General features: G+C 74.2%; 16 protein-coding genes. 13 read left to right on the forward strand and 3 right to left on the reverse strand.

The genetic code is table 11. The annotated features are described in order from the left end of the window. The first annotated feature begins 115 nt into the window (after positions 1 to 115). The 12 genes from FHU36_RS34320 to tsaD all read left to right on the forward strand — a co-directional run bounded on the left by FHU36_RS34320 (position 116) and on the right by tsaD (position 10,722). Positions 116 to 1,522 (forward strand): PhoX family protein, encoded by a 1,407-nt coding sequence (locus tag FHU36_RS34320; RefSeq protein WP_185088213.1) that lies wholly within the window; start codon positions 116 to 118, stop codon positions 1,520 to 1,522. Positions 1,523 to 1,545: 23 nt separating this feature from the next. After that, the gene (locus FHU36_RS34325) at positions 1,546 to 1,896 is read left to right on the forward strand and encodes a holo-ACP synthase (RefSeq protein ID WP_185088214.1); all 351 of its coding nucleotides are present in this window, start codon (positions 1,546 to 1,548) and stop codon (positions 1,894 to 1,896) included. 10 nt (positions 1,897 to 1,906) lie between these two features. Next, positions 1,907 to 3,355, forward strand: coding sequence for an NAD(P)H-hydrate dehydratase (locus FHU36_RS34330; protein ID WP_185088215.1), 1,449 nt, complete (start codon positions 1,907 to 1,909; stop codon positions 3,353 to 3,355). 59 nt (positions 3,356 to 3,414) lie between these two features. Then, positions 3,415 to 4,533: an alanine racemase gene (alr, locus tag FHU36_RS34335; RefSeq protein ID WP_185088891.1), complete on the forward strand. Its 1,119-nt coding sequence runs from the start codon at positions 3,415 to 3,417 to the stop codon at positions 4,531 to 4,533. Between the two features lie 67 nt (positions 4,534 to 4,600). Then, positions 4,601 to 5,659, forward strand: coding sequence for an alpha/beta fold hydrolase (locus FHU36_RS34340; protein WP_185088216.1), 1,059 nt, complete (start codon positions 4,601 to 4,603; stop codon positions 5,657 to 5,659). Next, positions 5,656 to 6,123: a tRNA (adenosine(37)-N6)-threonylcarbamoyltransferase complex ATPase subunit type 1 TsaE gene (gene tsaE, locus FHU36_RS34345; protein WP_185088217.1), complete on the forward strand. Its 468-nt coding sequence runs from the start codon at positions 5,656 to 5,658 to the stop codon at positions 6,121 to 6,123. The genes FHU36_RS34340 and tsaE overlap by 4 nt, the downstream gene beginning before the upstream one ends. 165 nt (positions 6,124 to 6,288) lie before the next feature. Continuing rightward, a complete protein-coding gene (locus FHU36_RS34350) occupies positions 6,289 to 6,972 on the forward strand; it encodes a hypothetical protein (RefSeq protein WP_185088218.1) in 684 nt (227 codons plus the stop codon). A 3-nt stretch (positions 6,973 to 6,975) separates the two neighbouring features. Further along, positions 6,976 to 7,509 carry a class F sortase gene (locus FHU36_RS34355; RefSeq protein WP_185088219.1) on the forward strand — a complete coding sequence of 178 codons (534 nt, stop codon included), beginning with the start codon at positions 6,976 to 6,978 and terminating at the stop codon, positions 7,507 to 7,509. Between the two features lie 32 nt (positions 7,510 to 7,541). Next, entirely contained in the window at positions 7,542 to 8,492 is a 951-nt protein-coding gene (locus FHU36_RS34360) for a phosphotransferase (protein ID WP_185088220.1), read from the forward strand. Between the two features lie 118 nt (positions 8,493 to 8,610). Continuing rightward, entirely contained in the window at positions 8,611 to 9,255 is a 645-nt protein-coding gene (tsaB, locus tag FHU36_RS34365) for a tRNA (adenosine(37)-N6)-threonylcarbamoyltransferase complex dimerization subunit type 1 TsaB (RefSeq protein WP_185088221.1), read from the forward strand. Between the two features lie 11 nt (positions 9,256 to 9,266). Then, on the forward strand, positions 9,267 to 9,698 hold the full coding sequence (gene rimI / locus FHU36_RS34370) for a ribosomal protein S18-alanine N-acetyltransferase (protein WP_185088222.1): 432 nt from the start codon (positions 9,267 to 9,269) through the stop codon (positions 9,696 to 9,698). Beyond that, a complete protein-coding gene (gene tsaD / locus FHU36_RS34375) occupies positions 9,691 to 10,722 on the forward strand; it encodes a tRNA (adenosine(37)-N6)-threonylcarbamoyltransferase complex transferase subunit TsaD (RefSeq protein ID WP_185088223.1) in 1,032 nt (343 codons plus the stop codon). The genes rimI and tsaD overlap by 8 nt, the downstream gene beginning before the upstream one ends. On the opposite strand, the gene FHU36_RS34380 is transcribed toward tsaD, so the two are convergent. Both FHU36_RS34380 and FHU36_RS34385 read right to left on the reverse strand, forming a co-directional pair. Continuing rightward, positions 10,703 to 11,653, reverse strand: a complete 951-nt coding sequence (locus FHU36_RS34380) for an NAD-dependent epimerase/dehydratase family protein (protein WP_185088224.1) — start codon at positions 11,651 to 11,653, stop codon at positions 10,703 to 10,705. The genes tsaD and FHU36_RS34380 overlap by 20 nt on opposite strands. Further along, a complete protein-coding gene (locus tag FHU36_RS34385; RefSeq protein WP_185088225.1) occupies positions 11,650 to 12,039 on the reverse strand; it encodes a hypothetical protein in 390 nt (129 codons plus the stop codon). The genes FHU36_RS34380 and FHU36_RS34385 overlap by 4 nt, the downstream gene beginning before the upstream one ends. Positions 12,040 to 12,198: 159 nt before the next feature. On the opposite strand from FHU36_RS34385, the gene sigJ reads away from it, so the two are divergent. After that, positions 12,199 to 13,053, forward strand: coding sequence for an RNA polymerase sigma factor SigJ (gene sigJ, locus FHU36_RS34390; RefSeq protein ID WP_185088226.1), 855 nt, complete (start codon positions 12,199 to 12,201; stop codon positions 13,051 to 13,053). On the opposite strand, the gene FHU36_RS34395 is transcribed toward sigJ, so the two are convergent. Further along, positions 13,050 to 14,798, reverse strand: coding sequence for a hypothetical protein (locus tag FHU36_RS34395; protein WP_185088227.1), 1,749 nt, complete (start codon positions 14,796 to 14,798; stop codon positions 13,050 to 13,052). The genes sigJ and FHU36_RS34395 overlap by 4 nt on opposite strands. Positions 14,799 to 14,831 lie beyond the last annotated feature (33 nt).

The raw sequence follows: 14,831 nt of genomic DNA on the forward strand, positions 1-14,831 counted from the left end.
GTGGACAGGAGTGGGGGATTACCGACACTCAGTTCGGGGAAAGGGCCGCCCGCCATCCCGTCGAACCGGTCATGCCCGCGAGAACCGGCGGCTACTGTTCGGGTGAGGAGGGCCCATGGACCGTCGTCGCTTCCTTGCCACCGCCGTCGCCGGCATCGCCGGGCCGTTCGCGGGCGTCGCCTGCGCCGGCCGCCAGGGCGGGGCCAAGCCGGTGTCCGGCTACGGGCCGCTGCGCGCGACCCGCGACCTGCGCGACGGCAAGGTCCGGCTGCACCTGCCCGACGGCTTCTCCTACCGCTCCTTCAACGCCGTCGGCGACACCTTCTCCGACGGCTCGCCCGTACCGGGGCGGCACGACGGGATGGCCGCCTTCCCCGGCCCGCGCGACACGGTCTTCCTGGTGCGCAACCACGAGGTCAACGGCCCCGTCGGCGCGTTCGGCGACAAGGACCGCGCCTACGACCCGATGGCCGGCGGCGGCACGGCGACGCTCCAGGTCACCCGGCACGGCGAGGTGCTGAGCAGCAGGCCGTCCCTCACCGGCACCATGCTCAACTGCTCCGGCGGCCCCATGCCGTGGAACGCCTGGGTGTCGTGCGAGGAGACCGTCAACGGGCCCGACGTGGGCGACGACTCCACCGGCGGCGACAACTCCAAGCTGACCCGCCGCCACGGCTACATCTTCGAGGTGCCGGTCAGCGGTACGGCCACCGCCAGGCCCATCCGGTCCGCCGGCCGGTTCGCGCACGAGTCGGCCGCCTTCGACCCGGCGTCGGGCGCGCTCTACCTCACCGAGGACTGCTACCACTTCCCGTCCGGCTTCTACCGCTACCTGCCGCCCCGGCACCCCCTCAAGGCCGGTCGTCTCCTCGACGGGGGCCGCCTGCAGATGCTCGCGGTCGAGGGCATGCCCCGCGCGGACCTGTCCGCCGGTCGGCGCCCCGGCACCACGTACGCGACGACCTGGGTGGACATCGACGACCCCGACCCCCGTTTCACCGGCCGCCCGCCCAACGGCGAGGCCGTCCAGGCCGTCGGCCGGCAGGGCCGGGCCGCCGGAGCCGCGATCTTCGCCCGGCTGGAGGGCGCGGTCCACCACCAGGGCACCGTCTACTTCGTCTCCACCCAGGGCGGCGCCACCGCGCCCGGCGACACGCCGCCCGGCGGGTTCGGCGACGGCCGGGGCCAGGTGTGGGCGTACGAGACGTGGAGCGGCCGGCTCAGGCTCGTCTACGAGTCGCCCCGCTCGGCGGCGCTCGACCTGCCCGACAACGTGACGGTCAGCCCGCGCGGCACGCTCGTGCTGTGCGAGGACGGCGACGGCGCCAACCACCTGCGCGGCCTCACCCGGCGCGGGGAGATCTTCGACTTCTGCCGGCTGGCCGCCGTCCAGGGGGACCCGGGGGCCGAGTTCGCCGGCACCACCTTCGGCCCCGGCGGCCACACCCTCTACGTGAACGTCCAGTCCACGCGCGGCGCGTCGTTCGCCATCTGGGGGCCGTGGCAACGCGGCGCGTTCTGACCGCCCCCCGTTAGCCTGGGGAGATGATCCTGGGCATCGGGGTGGACATCGTGGACATCCGGCGGCTGGAGGAGGCGCTGCGACGCACCCCCGGCCTGCGCCTGCGGCTGTTCACCGAGGCCGAGCGCGACCTGCCCGCGCACTCGCTGGCCGCCAGGTTCGCCGCCAAGGAGGCGGTGGCCAAGGCCCTGGGCGCCCCCAGGGGAGTGAGCCACCTGGAGGCCGAGGTGCGCCGCCGGGCGAGCGGACGCCCCGAGTTGCACGTCACCGGCCGGGCCGCCGAGGTCGCCTACGAGCTCGGGGTCAAGCGATGGCACCTGTCTCTCAGCCACGACGGGGGCGTCGCCGTGGCCTACGTGATCGCGGAGGGATAGCTTCGGACCCATGCGCACCGCCTACACCGCCGACCAGATCCGCGCCGCCGAACACGCGCTGATGGCGCGGCTGCCCGAGGGCACGCTGATGCAACGCGCCGCGGCCGGGCTCGCCGCCGTCTGCGCCACCGCGCTCGGCAGGGTGTACGGCAGCCGCGTGGCGCTGCTCGTCGGCGGCGGCGACAACGGCGGTGACGCCCTGTACGCCGGGGCGCTGCTGGCCAGGCGGGGGGCCAGGGTGGAGGCCGTGCTCGCCGGGTCCAGGACCCACGAGCGCGGGCTGGAGGCGTACCTGCTGGCGGGCGGCCGGGTCGCCGGCGTCATGGCCGTCGAGCGGGCCGACCTGGTGGTCGACGGGCTCGTCGGCATCGGCGCGACCGGCGCGCTGCGCGAGCCGTACGCGGAGCTGGCCCGGGCCGCCAACGCCGCTCCGGCGCTCACCGTCGCGGTGGACGTGCCGAGCGGCGTGGACGCGAGCAGCGGCCGGGTGGCCGGAGCGGCCGTCGAGGCGCAGATCACGGTGACCATGGGCGCCCCCAAGACCGGGCTGCTGGTCGACCCCGGCGCCGCCCGCGCCGGCGCGGTGGAGCTGGTCGACATCGGGCTCGGCCCCTACCTGCCGGCCCCCGACGTGACCGCGCTGACCGGCGCCGACGTGGCGGACCTGCTGCCGCGACCGGCCACGGAGTCCGACAAGTACCGCAGGGGCGTGGTCGGCATCGCCGCCGGCAGCGACCTCTACACGGGTGCCGCCGTGCTCGCCGTGGGCGGCGCGCTGCGGGCCGGCGCCGGCATGGTCCGCCATGTCGGGCAGCACGCGCCCGTCGCCCAGGTCCGCTCCCACTGGCCCGAAGCGGTCGTCACCGAGCTGGAGCGGCCCTCGATCGACGGGGTCGGCCGGGTGCAGGCGTGGGTGCTCGGCCCCGGGCTCGGCACGGGGGCCTGGGCCCACGAGGTGGCCGCCTCGGTGCTGGCGAGCGACGTGCCCGTGCTCGTCGACGCCGACGCGCTCACCCTCGTCTCCCGCGACCGGTCGCTGCTGCGCCGTACCGCCCCCGTCCTGGTCACCCCGCACGCGGGCGAGCTGTCACGGCTGATCGGGGCCGGCCGGGCCGAGATCGAGGCGGGCCGGCTGGAGCACGCCCGCGCGGCGGCCGCCGAGCTGGGCGTGACCGTGCTGCTCAAGGGCTCGACCACGGTGGTGGCCGAGGCGGACCGGCCGGTACGGGTCAACGCCACCGGCACCTCGTGGCTGGCCACCGGCGGCACCGGCGACGTGCTGGCCGGGGTGTCCGGCGCGCTGCTCGCCCAGGGTCTCGACTGCTACGACGCCGCCTCCTGCGCCGCCCACCTGCACGGTCTGGCCGGGCGGATCGCCGCCGACGGGGCGCCGCTGAACGCGGCCGACGTGGCCGCGGCGATCCCCGAGGCCATCCGGCGCGTACACGACGAGGGCTGAGCGGCGAATCCCGCTCGACCGCCCGAGCCACCTGCCAAAATGAGGAGATGGACTTCCGGATGGCGACGCCCGCGACGGCGCGGGTCGACCTCGCCGCGATCAGGCACAACGTGGCGCTGCTCAAGGAACGGGCCGGCGGCGCCGAGGTGATGGGCGCGGTCAAGGCCGACGCCTACGGCCACGGACTGGTGCCCACGTCCGGAGCCGTCCTCGAAGGCGGCGCCGGCCGGCTCGGCACCGCCTACATCAGGGAGGCGCTGGCCCTGCGCGAGGGCGGCGTCACCGCGCCGGTGCTGTCGTGGATCATCGGCCCCGGCGAGCCGATTGACCAGGCGCTCGAGGCCGGCGTCGAGCTGTCGGCGGCCGGCGTCGCGCTGCTCGACGAGATCGCCGCGGTGGCCCGGCGCACCGGCCGCACCGCGCGCGTGCACCTGGAGGCCGACACCGGCATGAGCCGGGGCGGCGCGCCGCTCGCCGCCTGGCCCGCGCTGCTGGCCAGGGCCGCCGCGCTGCGCGCCGAGGGCGCGGTCGAGGTCGTCGGGCTCTGGTCCCACTTCGCCTGCGCCGACATCCCCGGCCACCCTTCGATCGAGGCGCAGCTCGACGCGTTCGAGGCCGCGCTCAGGCTGGCCGAGAAGGAGGGCGTCGCCGGCTCCGACGTCATCAGGCACCTGGCCAACTCCGCCGCCGTCATGACGCTGCCGCGCGCCCGCTACGACATGGTCCGTACGGGCATCGCCATGTACGGGCTGAGCCCCATCCCCGAGCTGGGCGACTTCGGGCTGCGGCAGGCGATGACGCTCACCGCGCGGATCGCGCTGGCCAAGCGGGTGCCCGCCGGCTCGGGCGTCTCCTACGGCCACCTGTACGTCACCGACCGCGAGACCACGCTCGGCCTGGTCCCGATCGGCTACGCCGACGGGATCCTGCGCCACGCGACGGGGCGGGCCGAGGTGCTGGCCGGCGGGCGGCGCAGGCGGGTCGCCGGGCGGGTGTGCATGGACCAGTTCATGATCGACATGGGTGACGACCCGCTGGCGGCGGGCGACGAGGTCGTGCTGTTCGGCCCCGGCGGGCAGGGCGAGCCGACGGCTCAGGAGTGGGCGGATAACCTCGGCACCATCACGCATGAGATCGTGACCAGGATCGGTTCGCGGGTCCCGCGCGTTCACGTGTAGAGGCGTTCACGTGTGAAGGGCCCCGGGTGGCGGAACGGGCGTGGCCATGAGCGGAGAAGGGTCGGACATGACGACGACAACACGGCGCAGGTTCGGCATCGCCGGCGCCATCGTCGGCGCGGCGTCGGCGGGCGTCGCGGCGGCGGCGCTGGCCAAGCGGTACGCGGTGGGCCGGATCAGGCTGCGCCCCGACGCCGACGCGGACGAGCCGTTCGGCGAGCTGGGCGGCAGGCGGCGCACGTTCACCACCTCCGACGGCGTGGAGCTGAACGTCGAGCTCGACGGCCCCGACGACGCCCCGCTGACGATCGTGTTCTGCCACGGCTACTGCCTCAGCCTGGAGTCGTGGCACTTCCAGCGCAAGGACCTGCGCGAGGAGCACCGGCTGCTGCTGTGGGACCAGCGTTCGCACGGCCGCTCCCAGCGGGCCGGGTCCGACGACAGCACGATCGACCGGCTGGGTGAGGACCTGGCCGAGGTGATCGAGGCGTTCGTGCCGGGGTCGTGCGTGCTGGTCGGCCACTCCATGGGCGGCATGACGATCATGGCGCTCGCCGACCGGCGCCCCGAGCTGTTCGGTGACCGGATCAAGGGCGTGGCGCTCATCGGCACCTCGGCCGGCCGTCTCGCGGAGATCACCCTGGGCCTGCCGGCGTTGGTGTCGAAGGTGGTGCACAAGCTCGCCCCGACGACGGTCTCCATGCTCGGCCGCCGGGGCGCGCTGGTCGACCGCACCCGCCACGCGGGCAGCGACATCGCCTTCCTCATCACCCGCTACATGGGCTTCGGCGACTCCAGGAACGTCAGCCCGACGCTGGTCGACTTCGCCGAGTCGATGATCAGGGCGACGCCGACCGAGGTGGTCGCCGACTTCTACCCGGCGCTGATGAACCACGACAAGCTGTCGGCCCTGCACGTCCTCGACCCCGTGCCGACCGCCATCATGGTGGGCGACCGCGACTGGCTGACCCCGCCCGACCACAGCAGGGCCATGGCGGCGGCCCTGCCCCGGGCACAGCTCACCGAGGTGCCCGACACCGCCCACCTGATCCAGCTTGAACGCCCCGGCGTGATCAACGACGCGCTGCGCGATCTGGTCAAGCGGGCGACGGGAGAGGCGCGATGACCGCCGAACGGCTGCCCACGGCCGACGACATGCGGGCGTACGGGACCCGCCTGGCTGCCCGGCTGCGCCCCGGCGATCTGGTCGTCCTGTCCGGCGCCCTCGGCGCCGGCAAGACCACGCTGGTTCAGGGCATCGCCGAGGGCCTGAAGGTGCGCGGCCCGATCACCTCGCCCACGTTCGTGATCGCCCGGGTGCACCCGTCACTGCGCCAGGGCCCGCCGCTGGTCCACGTCGACGCCTACCGGCTCGGCGGCGACCTGGAGGTGGACGACCTCGACCTCGACGCCTCCCTGGAGGAGTCGGTCACGGTCGTCGAGTGGGGCGAGGGGCTGGTCGAGGGCCTGTCGGACGACCGGCTGGAGATCCACATCGACCGCGAGGCCGGCGACGACGCCCGCGTGGTGAGCCTGCGCGGGGTCGGGGCCCGCTGGGCCGACACGCCGCCTGATCGTGGAGAAGCGTAAAGTCCGCACTTTCGCCGCGTAAGGCTGTCACCCTTGACGTATCCCGCCAAAGTCAAAAACATGATCGTTGGCTGTGGATTCCCCCAGATTTTCTGGGTATCAGGAGGGGAAGCATCCCCAAACGTGGCGGATGCTTGGTGAAGTCAGGCGAAGTGGGGTGCGCTGGTGCTCAGTGTCAGACGAGTCGCGTGCGCGGGAGCCATCCTCATGATCGGCGCGATGGGCTGCTCGGCGGAGGCCAATTCCGCGCCGACCCCCTCACCGTCCGGCACCGCCACCGCCACCGCCACGACCACCGCCACGACCACCGCGACGACCACCGCGACGCCGGCCCCCACGGCGACCGCCACCCGGGCGGCCATCAACGTGCAGCTCAACCCCGACCGCGTCACCGCGGGCGAGACGTCCAAGGTGTGGATCCTGGCCAACTGCCCCGTCCCCTCCGGCGGCCCGGCCCACACCGGCACCGCCACCTCGCGCGCGTTCCTCTCCGGCGTCACGCTCAACCCCGCCCCGCCCTCCTCGGCCCCGGCCGGCTCCACCGCCGCGCCGTCCACGCCGTGGGTGCGCGGTGAGGCCCAGGTGTCCGGCACGGTCGCGCGCGGTTCCTACCGGGTCGACGTCAAGTGCGACGGCACCAACGACACCGGCCGGGCCACGCTGCGCGTCACCAGGCCGGACCCGCTGCCCAGCGACGTGCCGACCAAGGCGCCCCGCGCGGGCGGCGGCGGCACGTTCGCTCAGGACGCCGAGGACGAGTCGTCGCTGCCGCTCGCCCCGGCGGGCGTGGTGCTGGGCCTCGCTCTCGTCGCCGGCGCGATCGTGCTCAGGCGCCGCGGCCGGGCCTGAGCCATGGCCCGCACGGGACAGGTGGTGCTTGCGGGCGTCGCCACGGGCTTGGCGCTCGTCATGTTCGGCGAGATCGACACCGCCGCGCCGCCCGCCGAGAAGGTCGTGCCGGAGAGCATCGACATCCCGTCGATCGACGTGGAGGCGCCGCTGATGAAGCTCGGTCGCACCGACGACGGTGAGGTCGAGCTGCCGCCGTACGAGAAGCCGAAGCTGGCCGGCTGGTACACCGGCAGCGCGGTGCCCGGCGACAAGGGCGCCTCGGTGATCGTCGGCCATGTCGACACCAAGACCGCGCCCGCCGTCTTCTACAAGCTCAAGCAGGTCCGCAAGGGCGACCAGGTCAAGGTGGAGCGCAGCGACGGCAAGGTGGTCACCTACCGGGTGGACGCGGTCGAGCAGGTGCACAAGGACCGGTTCCCGCTGCGGCGCGTCTACGTGGAGGACGGGCTCAAACTGGTCACCTGCGGCGGCCGGTTCGACCGGGTCAAGGGCGAGTACGTCGACAACGTGATCGTCTACGCCTCCCGCGTCTGAAAACCGGTTGAACCCTCCGGGACGATGGACGCATGAGTGTGGACACCGACCCGCCGGGTTCGCCTGTCGGTCCGCCCGCCTCCGGGGCGCGGGTGCCATGGGAGCTGGTGCACCCCTCCGCCCGAGAGGGGGTCGAGGAGTTCCTCGGCGCCCCCGTGGCCGAGGCGGTCACCCAGTCCGGCGGCTTCTCGCCCGCCGCCGCCGTACGGGTGCGCGCCGCGAACGGCCGGCGCGCGTTCGTCAAGGCCGTCGGCCCCGAGCCCAACGCACGGGCGGTCGCCATCTACCGCGCCGAGGCGCGCAACGCCGCCGCGCTGCCCCCGGCCGTGCCCGCGCCGCGGCTGCTGACGAGCTTCGAGGCCGCGGGCTGGGTCGTCCTCGTCTTCGAGGACGTGCCGGGCCGGCATCCGGCGACGCCCTGGCGGCGCGACGAGCTCGACCTCGTCCTGGCGGCCGTCCGGCGGATGTCCGCCGAGCTCACCCCCGCCCCGATCGCCGCGCCGACCGTCGGCGAGGCGTCCGCGGAGTCGTTCACCGGCTGGCGGAGGCTGCTCGGCGAGGACACCGCCGGCCTCGACCCGTGGGCGCTGCGCCACCTCGACGAGCTGGCCGGCCTGGAGTCCGGCTGGGCCGAGGCCGCCGCCGGTGACACGCTCCTGCACGCCGACCTGCGCGCCGACAACATCCTGCTCGCCGACGGGCGCGTCTACGTGGTCGACTGGCCGTGGGCCTGCGTCGGGGCCGCCTGGTTCGACCTCGTGGGCATGCTGCCCTCGGTCGCCATGCAGGGCGGCCCGCCGCCGCACGAGCTGCTGCCCGACCCCGACCCGGCAATCACCACCGTCCTCGCGGCCGTCGCGGGCTACTTCGTGCGGCACGGCCGGCTGCCCGCGCCGCCGGGGCTGCCGACCCTGCGGGCGTTCCAGCGCGCCCAGGGCGTCGCGGCCCTCGACTGGCTGCGGCATCGCACGGGCTGGGCCTGACGCCTCCGGCCCGCTGCCCGCTGCAGGATGTCCGCTGCCCGCTGCCCGCTGCCTCCGCTCTGCCGGACCGGGCCGACGCGGCCGGGCAGGAGGCGCGCGGCGGGTAGGCTAATCAGTCGTGCTGGTCCTGGCCTTTGATACCGCGACTCCCGCCGTCACCGCCGCCCTCCACGACGGCGCGCGAGTGCTCGCCGAGTCGACCACGATCGACGCCCGGCGTCACGGTGAGCTGCTCGCGCCCACCATCGAGACCGTGCTGAGCGAGGCCGGGGCGTCGCTGCGCGACGTCACGGCCATCGTCGCGGGCAGCGGCCCCGGCCCCTACACGGGCCTGCGCGTGGGGTTGATGACCGCGCAGGCGCTCGCCACGACGCTCGGCGTCCCCGCGTACGGCATCTGCTCGCTCGACGCCGTCGCCTACGGCAGCGGGCTCGACGGCCCGTTCATCGCGGCCACCGACGCCCGGCGCAAGGAGGTGTTCTGGGCCCGCTACGCCGACTCGCGCACCAGGATCGACGGGCCGTTCGTCGACCGTCCCGCCGACGTGCCTCTCGCGGGGTTGCCCGTGGTGGGCGCCGGGGCCGCGCTCTACCCCGACGTCCTGGGCGAGTCGAGTGCTCCGCCCTACCCGTACGCGGGATCGCTGGCCGCCCTGGCGGCCGAGCGGCTGGCGGCGGGTACGTCGCTCGACCAGCCGCGCCCCATCTACCTGCGCCGGCCCGACGCGGTGGCGCCGGGCGCGCCCAAGCGGGTGACGGCGTGAGACTCCGTCAGATGACCGAGGCCGACCTGCCGACGGTCATGGCGATCGAGCGGACCACGTTCCCGCTCGACGCGTGGAGCGAGGGCATGCTGCGCGATGAGCTGGCCGAGCAGCCGCGCACCCGGCACTACGTGGTCGCGGTCGTCGAGGGCGAGATCGTCGGCTACGCGGGGCTGGCCGCCGCGGCCGACCAGGCCGACGTGCAGACCATCGCCGTGCTGGAGACCCACCAGCGCACCGGCATCGGCGGCGCGATGCTGTCGGAGCTGATGGGCGAGGCGCGCCGGCGCGGGGCGCGGGAGGTGTTCCTGGAGGTGCGCTCCGACAACCCCCAGGCCCGCGCCGTGTACGAGCACTTCGGGTTCGAGGAGATCGGCACCCGCCGCCGCTACTACGACGACGGCACCGACGCGATCATGATGAGGAAGAAGCTGGATGGCTGACGCACCACTGGTCCTCGGCATCGAGACCTCCTGCGACGAGACCGGTGTCGGCATCGTCCGCGGGCACACCCTGCTGGCCAACACGATCGCCTCCAGCATGGACGAGCACGCCCGCTTCGGCGGAGTGGTGCCCGAGGTGGCCTCACGCGCCCATCTGGAGGCCATGACGCCGACCGTGGAGGCGGCGCTCGCCCAGGCGGGTCTCAGGTTCTCCGACATCGACGCCGTCGCCGTGACCGCCGGGCCGGGTCTGGCCGGGGCGCTGCTGGTGGGCGTCGCCGCGGCCAAGGCGTACGCCCTCGGCCTCGGCGTGCCGCTCTACGGCGTCAACCACCTGGCCGCCCACGTCGCCGTCGACCAGCTCGAACACGGCCCGCTGCCCAAGCCGTGCATCGCCATGCTGGTCTCGGGCGGCCACTCGTCGCTGCTGCTCGTGCCGGACGTGGCCAAGGACGTGATCTCGCTCGGGTCCACCGTCGACGACGCGGCCGGTGAGGCGTTCGACAAGGTGGCACGGGTGCTCGGCCTGCCGTTCCCCGGCGGCCCGCACATCGACCGGGCGGCCGCCGCCGGCTCCGGCACGGCCGTCTCCTTCCCCCGGGGCAAGATCGACGACGGCACGCTCGACTTCTCCTTCTCCGGGCTCAAGACGGCCGTGGCCCGCTGGGTGGAGGCACGCGAGGCCGCCGGTGAGTCGATCCACGTGCCCGACGTGGCCGCCTCGTTCCAGGAGGCCGTGGTCGACGTGCTGACCCGCAAGGCGCTGCAGGCGTGCAGGAAGTACGACGTGCACGACCTGCTCATCGGTGGCGGGGTGGCGGCCAACTCACGGTTGCGCGCGCTGGCCCAGGAGCGGTGCGACGCGGCGGGCGTGCGGCTGCGCGTGCCCCGGCCAGGATTGTGCACCGACAACGGGGCCATGGTCGCGGCGCTGGGGTCCGACCTGGTGGCGGCGGGGATCAGCCCGTCGGCGCTGGAGATCCCGGCCGACTCGTCGCTGCCGATCACGACGGTCCACGTCTGAGCGCCGGCCGGCTCGCGAGGGTGGCCGAGCCGTCCCGGAGCGTGGGGTAGGCGGGCGACCAGCCCAGCTCCCGTTTCGCGCGCTCGGAGCTCAGCCTGATGCGGGTGCGCGCCATCAGCGCGTGCAGGTACGGCGTGGCGCCGAGCAGCCAGGCCGGAGCCCTGAGCGGCCGCGGCGCGCCGGCCGCCCTCGCCAGCGCCGCGACGTAGGCGTCGAAGGCCACCGGCTCGTCGTCGGCGACGTTGTACGCCTGCCCGGGGCGTCCCCGGTCGAGCGCGGCCACCGCGGCGGAGGCGGCGTCGTGGACGTGGACCAGCGAGACGACGCCCGCCGGGCGCACCGCGGGCAGCAGGCGGCTGCGCGCCAGGTCCATGAGCCGGCGCGTGGACGGTTCGGGGCCGTAGAACAGCCCGTACCGCAGGGCGATCCCGTCGATCCCCGGCGTGCCGAGCGCCTGCCTCTCGTTGGCCCGCATCGACTTCATGTGCACCTCGAAGGCGCCGTGGCCGGGCGGCGCGAACGGCCGGTCCTCGGTCACGGGTTCGGTGCCGTGGTCGCGGTAGCCGTACCCGAGGAAGAACGACTGCGTGACGAACCGGCGCGCGCCCACGGCGGCGGCGGCCCGCAGCAGGTTGGCGGTGCCCTGCTCGCGCAGCGCGTCCGTGGCGTACAGGTCGCGGTGGAACAGCGGCATGCGGGTGAGCGCGGTCGCCTGGTGCACGACGGCGTCGGCCCGGTGGCCCCGCACCGCGTCCAGCAGGGCGGCACCGTCCAGGAGGTCGGCGACGACGGGTGTCACGCCGGCCGCCGCGAGCCGCCGCGCCCCCGCCTCGGTCCTGGTCAGGCCGAGCACCTCGTGATCCGCCCGCAGGAGCTGTGAGACCAGCTCCGTGCCGAGCGTGCCCGTCGCCCCCGCCAGCAGCACTCTCATGCCCGCCCCCTCTCGTCGTTCGCCTTCAGGGCGCGCAGCCGGGCGACGAGGGCGGCACCGGCGATCAGGGAGAAGATCGCCAGCGTCCACCAGTCGGAGTCCCTGCCGCCGAGGTGCCGGTCGAGCCAGTGGTTGACGGCATGGAGGCCGTTGGTGAACACGAACCCGGCCAGCACGACCGCCACCACGTCCCGCCACCACAACGCGCAGAGCATCATCAGCCCGATGCCGAGCTGGAACACTCCCGCGTCGTGCAGGAAGTGCTGGTGGTCGGGCCAGTTGGTCCACCTCGCGAAGCTCGCCGGGTCCAGCCGTGCCCAGCCGCCGGTCACCAGCATGAGCGCCGCCGCCACGACGACCGTGGCCTTGATGAATCGATCTCGCACGTCGAGCCTCCTCGGATCGCGCCTGTGCGCCGTCGAACAACGGACGGGCGCGGACCGGGCGAACGTGACATTCCCGGCTGTGAGGTGTCCCACATGTCACGTTCGGGGGGTCCGGAGGCATCGTTTGGGGAGAAGAGATCGTGAAGGGGGACGACGACCGTGGCCGACGCCCAGACGGTGTTCGAGACGCACCGCAAGCTGCTGTTCACCCTGGCCTACGACATGCTCGGCAGCGTGGCCGACGCCGAGGACGTCGTGCAGGACACCTGGCTCCGCTGGGTCCGGGTGGACCAGGAGCAGGTGCGCAACCCCCGGTCCTACCTCGTGCGCATCGCCGTGCGACGTTCACTGGAACGGCTGCGCGGCCTGCGCGTCTCCCGGGAGGAGTATGTCGGGCCGTGGCTGCCCGAGCCGCCGGCGCCCGACGCCGACGACCCGGTGTCGAGCGCCGACAGCGTCACCACGGGCCTGCTGGTGGTGCTGGAGACGCTGTCACCGCTGGAGCGGGCGGCGTTCGTGCTGAGGGAGGCGTTCGGGTTCGAGCACGCGGAGATCGGCCGGATCCTCGACCGGTCGCCCGCCGCGGTGCGCCAGCTCACCCACCGGGCCCGCGAGCACGTGCACGCCCGCCGTCCCCGCTTCACCGCGGACCCGGCACAGGCGCGGAGGGTGGCGGAGAGGTTCGTGGCGGCGGCCGTGGGCGGCAGCCTCGCCGAGCTGATCGAGGTGCTGGCGCCGGACGTCACGCTCTGGAACGACGGGGGCGGGCGGGTGCGGGCCGCGCTGCGCCCCGTTCTCGGCGCTGCCAAGGTGGGGCGGCTGCTCGCCCGCGTGGGCCCGCAGTACGCGGAACTGCGGGTGCGGTGGGTGCCGGGGCCCGTGCCGGCCTGCCTGCTGGTGGCGGGCGACGGCGTGCGGGCGGCGCTCACCATGGAGGCGGACGCCTCGGGGACGCGCATCCAGGAGGTGTACGGGCTGGTGAACCCCGACAAGCTCGCCCATCTGAGTCGCTAGTCCTTGGGGCGGGTGGGGCGGAGCAGCGCCTCGGCGAGCGCCAGCATGGTCTCCTCCAGGGCGCCCAGGCGCTTGGTCAGGCCCGTCGTGGCCGGGTGCACGATGCCCGTCACGGTCTGGGTCAGCTCGTCGCGGTCGGGCCGGGCCTGGACGATCTCCGTGAGCGCGGCGGCCGCGGCGGTCAGGCGCTGGGCCTGGTCGGCGGTCTGCGCGGCGAGCAGCTCGTCGATGCGTTCGCCGATGGCGAGCGTGGCGGGGAGCTGGCCGACGCGCTGGTTGACGGCCTCGACGCGGTCGTCGACGTTCTCCAACTGCTCGCCGGCCTGCTCGGCGCGGGCCGCCAGGTCGGTGAGGCGCCCGTCGACCCCGTCGAAGCGGGTGCCGACCGTGTCGAAGCGGGTTTGCAGGCTGCTGTTTACGGCGGTGAAGCGGGTGTCGAGGCCGCTGTCGATCGTGTCGAGGCGGGTCGTCACCGTGCCGTCGACGGCCTCGATGCGACCGCTCACGGTCTCGAAGCCGGCCGCCAGCTTGGTGTCGACGGTGTTGAAGCGGCCGTTGACGGTGCTGTCGACCTGGTCGAAGCGGGTCGTCAGGTGCTCCTCCAGCTCGCCGATGCGCTCGTCGAGGGACTCCAGGTTGTTGTCGAGGTGGTTGAAGCGGCCCTCGTTGCGGGTCGCGGCCTCGGACAGGTGCTGGTCGGTGGCGGCCACGCGGTCGTCGAGCGTGGTGAACCGGCCGTCCATCCGGCCGTCGATCGCGCCGAGCCGGCCGTCGACGGAGACGACCCGCTGGTCCACGGTGGTCAGCCGGGAGTCGATGGCCGTGATCCGGCCGTCGATGCCGTCGAGGCGGCCGTCGAGGTCGGCGAAGCCCTCGCCGGTGGCCTCGATGCGGCCGTCGACGCCGTCGAGCCGCGACTCGATGGCCTTGAGCCGGCCGTCGAGGCGCCCGGTCACGCGCTGCTCGGCGTCCTGGAGCTGACCGGTGAGCCGGTGCTCGGCGTCGTCGAGGCGGGTGCCGAAGTGCTGCTGGGTGGCGGCCAGCCGCTCGTCGAGCTGCGCGCCGACGAGCTCGGCGGTGGCGGAGAGCCGGCCGTCGAGGCCCGCCGACAGCTCGGCCAGCACGCCTTCCACGTGGTCGGTGCGTGAGGCCAGCTCGGCGATCGACTTGTCCAGCCGGGTGAACCGGCCGGCGGCCACCTCCATGCTGGAGTGGAGCTGGGACAGCGTGGCGGCGAAGTCGCCCATCCGCCTGGCGATGCCCTCGCTGCTGTCGAGCACCGTCTCCAGGCGCTTGAGCGTCTCCTCGACGCCGCCGCCGATGGTCGTCAGGTCGGCCCACATCGTGGCCAGCTCGCCGAGTGGGGCGACCCGCTGGGTGACCGACTCGACGCGGGCGTCGACGGTGCCCACCTGCTCGCCGACGGCGTCGACGTGGTCGCGCACCGCCTCCACGTGCTGGGCCAGCCCTTCGGCCCACATCGGCGGCTTGGCCGCGATGTCGTCGAGACGGCCGTTGACGGTCTCCAGTGTGCCGCTGAGCCCGCCCAGCTCGCGCTCGCGCACCTCGCGCAGCAGCCACTCCATCCCTTCGAGCCGCTGGCGGATCTCGTCGAGCACGGCGCCCTGGGTGCGCTGCTCGTACACGTGGTCCTGGGCGGCGCGCGCCAGCAGCTCGCGCATCCTGTCGGGGATGTTGGTGTGCCCGCCTGCCTGGAGAAGGGTGGTGTGGCTGGAATGATCCACCGAAAGCTCCTTCGCTCGCCGACGGTCTGCCGC

The organism is Nonomuraea muscovyensis, assembly GCF_014207745.1.
GTDB classification, from domain to species: Bacteria; Actinomycetota; Actinomycetes; order Streptosporangiales; family Streptosporangiaceae; genus Nonomuraea; species Nonomuraea muscovyensis.

Coding starts and splice junctions, on each gene's coding strand:
- rimI (WP_185088222.1), top strand. CDS start 9,267: ATGACCGAGGCCGACCTGCCGACGGTCATGGCGATCGAGCGGACCACG.
- FHU36_RS34320 (WP_185088213.1), top strand. CDS start 116: ATGGACCGTCGTCGCTTCCTTGCCACCGCCGTCGCCGGCATCGCCGGG.
- FHU36_RS34360 (WP_185088220.1), top strand. CDS start 7,542: ATGAGTGTGGACACCGACCCGCCGGGTTCGCCTGTCGGTCCGCCCGCC.
- tsaD (WP_185088223.1), top strand. CDS start 9,691: ATGGCTGACGCACCACTGGTCCTCGGCATCGAGACCTCCTGCGACGAG.
- FHU36_RS34330 (WP_185088215.1), top strand. CDS start 1,907: ATGCGCACCGCCTACACCGCCGACCAGATCCGCGCCGCCGAACACGCG.
- FHU36_RS34355 (WP_185088219.1), top strand. CDS start 6,976: ATGGCCCGCACGGGACAGGTGGTGCTTGCGGGCGTCGCCACGGGCTTG.
- FHU36_RS34340 (WP_185088216.1), top strand. CDS start 4,601: ATGACGACGACAACACGGCGCAGGTTCGGCATCGCCGGCGCCATCGTC.
- FHU36_RS34325 (WP_185088214.1), top strand. CDS start 1,546: ATGATCCTGGGCATCGGGGTGGACATCGTGGACATCCGGCGGCTGGAG.
- FHU36_RS34380 (WP_185088224.1), bottom strand. CDS start 11,653: ATGAGAGTGCTGCTGGCGGGGGCGACGGGCACGCTCGGCACGGAGCTG.
- tsaE (WP_185088217.1), top strand. CDS start 5,656: ATGACCGCCGAACGGCTGCCCACGGCCGACGACATGCGGGCGTACGGG.
- alr (WP_185088891.1), top strand. CDS start 3,415: ATGGCGACGCCCGCGACGGCGCGGGTCGACCTCGCCGCGATCAGGCAC.